Below are 5,375 nucleotides of genomic sequence, written 5' to 3' on the forward strand. Positions count from 1 at the left end.
TGTTGCCAATTTTCGGTTTGTGTCGTCTTCACACACCGCAATCTGCTCTTTCGACGCAAATTGCTTGGGTGTTATATGGTCAAGCCTCACGGGCAATTAGTATTGGTTAGCTCAACGCCTCACAGCGCTTACACACCCAACCTATCAACGTCGTAGTCTTCGACGGCCCTTCAGGGGACTCAAGGTCCCAGTGAGATCTCATCTTGAGGCTAGTTTCCCGCTTAGATGCTTTCAGCGGTTATCTATTCCGAACGTAGCTACCCGGCAATGCCACTGGCGTGACAACCGGAACACCAGAGGTTCGTCCACTCCGGTCCTCTCGTACTAGGAGCAGCCCCTCTCAAATCTCAAACGTCCACGGCAGATAGGGACCGAACTGTCTCACGACGTTCTAAACCCAGCTCGCGTACCACTTTAAATGGCGAACAGCCATACCCTTGGGACCGGCTTCAGCCCCAGGATGTGATGAGCCGACATCGAGGTGCCAAACACCGCCGTCGATATGAACTCTTGGGCGGTATCAGCCTGTTATCCCCGGAGTACCTTTTATCCGTTGAGCGATGGCCCTTCCATACAGAACCACCGGATCACTAAGACCTACTTTCGTACCTGCTCGACGTGTCTGTCTCGCAGTCAAGCGCGCTTTTGCCTTTATACTCTACGACCGATTTCCGACCGGTCTGAGCGCACCTTCGTACTCCTCCGTTACTCTTTAGGAGGAGACCGCCCCAGTCAAACTACCCACCATACACTGTCCTCGATCCGGATAACGGACCTGAGTTAGAACCTCAAAGTTGCCAGGGTGGTATTTCAAGGTTGGCTCCACGCAGACTGGCGTCCACGCTTCAAAGCCTCCCACCTATCCTACACAAGCAAATTCAAAGTCCAGTGCAAAGCTATAGTAAAGGTTCACGGGGTCTTTCCGTCTAGCCGCGGATACACTGCATCTTCACAGCGATTTCAATTTCACTGAGTCTCGGGTGGAGACAGCGCCGCCATCGTTACGCCATTCGTGCAGGTCGGAACTTACCCGACAAGGAATTTCGCTACCTTAGGACCGTTATAGTTACGGCCGCCGTTTACCGGGGCTTCGATCAAGAGCTTCGCGTTAGCTAACCCCATCAATTAACCTTCCGGCACCGGGCAGGCGTCACACCCTATACGTCCACTTTCGTGTTTGCAGAGTGCTGTGTTTTTAATAAACAGTCGCAGCGGCCTGGTATCTTCGACCGGCATGGGCTTACGCAGTAAATGCTTCACCCTCACCGGCGCACCTTCTCCCGAAGTTACGGTGCCATTTTGCCTAGTTCCTTCACCCGAGTTCTCTCAAGCGCCTTGGTATTCTCTACCCAACCACCTGTGTCGGTTTGGGGTACGGTTCCTGGTTACCTGAAGCTTAGAAGCTTTTCTTGGAAGCATGGCATCAACCACTTCGTGTGCCTAAGCACACTCGTCATCAGCTCTCGGCCTTAGAATCCCGGATTTACCTAAGATTCCAGCCTACCACCTTAAACTTGGACAACCAACGCCAAGCTGGCCTAGCCTTCTCCGTCCCTCCATCGCAATAACCAGAAGTACAGGAATATTAACCTGTTTTCCATCGACTACGCTTTTCAGCCTCGCCTTAGGGACCGACTAACCCTGCGTCGATTAACGTTGCGCAGGAAACCTTGGTCTTTCGGCGTGGGTGTTTTTCACACCCATTATCGTTACTCATGTCAGCATTCGCACTTCTGATACCTCCAGCAAGCTTCTCAACTCACCTTCACAGGCTTACAGAACGCTCCTCTACCGCATCACCTAAGTGATACCCGTAGCTTCGGTGTATGGTTTGAGCCCCGTTACATCTTCCGCGCAGGCCGACTCGACTAGTGAGCTATTACGCTTTCTTTAAAGGGTGGCTGCTTCTAAGCCAACCTCCTAGCTGTCTAAGCCTTCCCACATCGTTTCCCACTTAACCATAACTTTGGGACCTTAGCTGACGGTCTGGGTTGTTTCCCTTTTCACGACGGACGTTAGCACCCGCCGTGTGTCTCCCATGCTCGGCACTTGTAGGTATTCGGAGTTTGCATCGGGTTGGTAAATCGGGATGATCCCCTAGCCGAAACAGTGCTCTACCCCCTACAGTGATACATGAGGCGCTACCTAAATAGCTTTCGAGGAGAACCAGCTATCTCCGAGCTTGATTAGCCTTTCACTCCGATCCACAGGTCATCCGCTAACTTTTCAACGGTAGTCGGTTCGGTCCTCCAGTTAGTGTTACCCAACCTTCAACCTGCCCATGGATAGATCGCCCGGTTTCGGGTCTATTCCCAGCGACTAGACGCCCTATTAAGACTCGCTTTCGCTACGCCTCCCCTATTCGGTTAAGCTCGCCACTGAAAATAAGTCGCTGACCCATTATACAAAAGGTACGCAGTCACCCAACAAAGTGGGCTCCCACTGCTTGTACGCATACGGTTTCAGGATCTATTTCACTCCCCTCTCCGGGGTTCTTTTCGCCTTTCCCTCACGGTACTAGTTCACTATCGGTCAGTCAGTAGTATTTAGCCTTGGAGGATGGTCCCCCCATATTCAGACAAAGTTTCTCGTGCTCCGTCCTACTCGATTTCACTGCAAAGAGATTTTCGCGTACAGGGCTATCACCCACTATGGCCGTCCTTTCCAGAACGTTCCGCTAATCTCAATACAGCTTAAGGGCTGGTCCCCGTTCGCTCGCCACTACTAAGGGAATCTCGGTTGATTTCTTTTCCTCAGGGTACTTAGATGTTTCAGTTCCCCTGGTTCGCTCCATACACCTATGTATTCAGTGTAAGGTAACGGTCTTATGACCGCTGGGTTCCCCCATTCAGACATCTCCGGATCAAAGTCTGTTTGCCGACTCCCCGAAGCTTTTCGCAGGCTACCACGTCTTTCATCGCCTCTGACTGCCAAGGCATCCACCGTATGCGCTTCTTCACTTGACCATATAACCCCAAGCAATCTGGTTATACTATGAAGACGACATTCGCCGAAAATTCGCAATTTAACTCACAAATTTTACCTTAGCCCGTGACACCACCAGTGAAAGTGCTGTCCGGTCTAACTTTCTATCACATACCCAAATTTTTAAAGAACGATCTAATCAAAGACTAGAAATCAACATTCACCATCACATCGATGGAATGCTCATTTCTAAGCTTTACAATACAGAAGCAGTAAGTGGTGGAGCCAAACGGGATCGAACCGTTGACCTCCTGCGTGCAAGGCAGGCGCTCTCCCAGCTGAGCTATGGCCCCGTATCTCTACAGGCGTTTCCCACACAAAATTGGTGGGTCTGGGCAGATTCGAACTGCCGACCTCACCCTTATCAGGGGTGCGCTCTAACCAACTGAGCTACAGACCCAATTTCGGGCTGCTTCTAAATCGTCTTTTTCAATGAATCAAGCAATTCGTGTGGGAACTTATGAAGAAGCTGACGTCTTCGATTAAGGAGGTGATCCAGCCGCAGGTTCCCCTACGGCTACCTTGTTACGACTTCACCCCAGTCATGAATCACACCGTGGTAACCGTCCTCCCGAAGGTTAGACTAGCTACTTCTGGTGCAACCCACTCCCATGGTGTGACGGGCGGTGTGTACAAGGCCCGGGAACGTATTCACCGCGACATTCTGATTCGCGATTACTAGCGATTCCGACTTCACGCAGTCGAGTTGCAGACTGCGATCCGGACTACGATCGGTTTTCTGGGATTAGCTCCACCTCGCGGCTTGGCGACCCTCTGTACCGACCATTGTAGCACGTGTGTAGCCCAGGCCGTAAGGGCCATGATGACTTGACGTCATCCCCACCTTCCTCCGGTTTGTCACCGGCAGTCTCCTTAGAGTGCCCGCCATTACGCGCTGGTAACTAAGGACAAGGGTTGCGCTCGTTACGGGACTTAACCCAACATCTCACGACACGAGCTGACGACAGCCATGCAGCACCTGTCTCAATGCTCCCGAAGGCACTCCGCTATCTCTAGCAGATTCATTGGATGTCAAGGCCTGGTAAGGTTCTTCGCGTTGCTTCGAATTAAACCACATGCTCCACCGCTTGTGCGGGCCCCCGTCAATTCATTTGAGTTTTAACCTTGCGGCCGTACTCCCCAGGCGGTCAACTTAATGCGTTAGCTGCGCCACTAAGAGCTCAAGGCTCCCAACGGCTAGTTGACATCGTTTACGGCGTGGACTACCAGGGTATCTAATCCTGTTTGCTCCCCACGCTTTCGCACCTCAGTGTCAGTATCAGTCCAGGTGGTCGCCTTCGCCACTGGTGTTCCTTCCTATATCTACGCATTTCACCGCTACACAGGAAATTCCACCACCCTCTACCATACTCTAGCTCGACAGTTTTGAATGCAGTTCCCAGGTTGAGCCCGGGGATTTCACATCCAACTTAACGAACCACCTACGCGCGCTTTACGCCCAGTAATTCCGATTAACGCTTGCACCCTCTGTATTACCGCGGCTGCTGGCACAGAGTTAGCCGGTGCTTATTCTGTCGGTAACGTCAAAACACTAACGTATTAGGTTAATGCCCTTCCTCCCAACTTAAAGTGCTTTACAATCCGAAGACCTTCTTCACACACGCGGCATGGCTGGATCAGGCTTTCGCCCATTGTCCAATATTCCCCACTGCTGCCTCCCGTAGGAGTCTGGACCGTGTCTCAGTTCCAGTGTGACTGATCATCCTCTCAGACCAGTTACGGATCGTAGCCTTGGTGAGCCATTACCTCACCAACTAGCTAATCCGACCTAGGCTCATCTGATAGCGCAAGGCCCGAAGGTCCCCTGCTTTCTCCCGTAGGACGTATGCGGTATTAGCGTCCGTTTCCGAACGTTATCCCCCACTACCAGGCAGATTCCTAGGTATTACTCACCCGTCCGCCGCTCGCCACCAGGTACAAGTACCCGTGCTGCCGCTCGACTTGCATGTGTTAGGCCTGCCGCCAGCGTTCAATCTGAGCCATGATCAAACTCTTCAGTTCAAACATCTTTGGGTTTTTAAAAAACCCTAAATTTAGCTCAGCAATCGTTGGTTACATCTTTGATTTCTCGCGGAGTAACTTGTGATGCTGATAATCAGTTGACTTCAGTCTTACAACACAAGCACCCACACGAATTGCTTGATTCAATTGTTAAAGAGCGGGTGGTTGAGATCTTTCGTCTCAGCCGAGGCGCGCATTCTACAGCAGCCCCTGTTGCTGTCAAGCGGTTATTTTAACAAGTTTCAAAGTTTCCTTTGCAACTTCAACCACTTGCGCTTCGATCAACTTCACGTCTCTCGTTAGCGGGAGGCGAATTCTACAGCGTTACACGCTGCTGTCAACACCTCTTTTTTACCGCTTTCGATCCA

General features: G+C 51.5%; 2 tRNA genes and 2 rRNA genes. All 4 read right to left on the minus strand.

The features are described 5' to 3' along the window. Window positions 1–75 precede the first annotated feature (75 nt). Window positions 76–2,966: ribosomal RNA gene (locus tag K0F75_RS25305) — 23S ribosomal RNA — on the minus strand. A 236-nt stretch (window positions 2,967–3,202) separates the two neighbouring features. After that, window positions 3,203–3,278: transfer RNA gene (locus K0F75_RS25310), tRNA-Ala, on the minus strand. 30 nt (window positions 3,279–3,308) lie between these two features. Then, window positions 3,309–3,385, minus strand: a tRNA-Ile gene (locus tag K0F75_RS25315). A gap of 83 nt (window positions 3,386–3,468) precedes the next feature. After that, window positions 3,469–5,007: ribosomal RNA gene (locus tag K0F75_RS25320) — 16S ribosomal RNA — on the minus strand. Together the 16S and 23S rRNA genes with 2 tRNA genes alongside form the textbook arrangement of a ribosomal RNA operon. Window positions 5,008–5,375: the final 368 nt, after the last annotated feature.

Source organism: Pseudomonas sp. UMAB-08, assembly GCF_900095225.1.
GTDB lineage: Bacteria > Pseudomonadota > Gammaproteobacteria > Pseudomonadales > Pseudomonadaceae > Aquipseudomonas.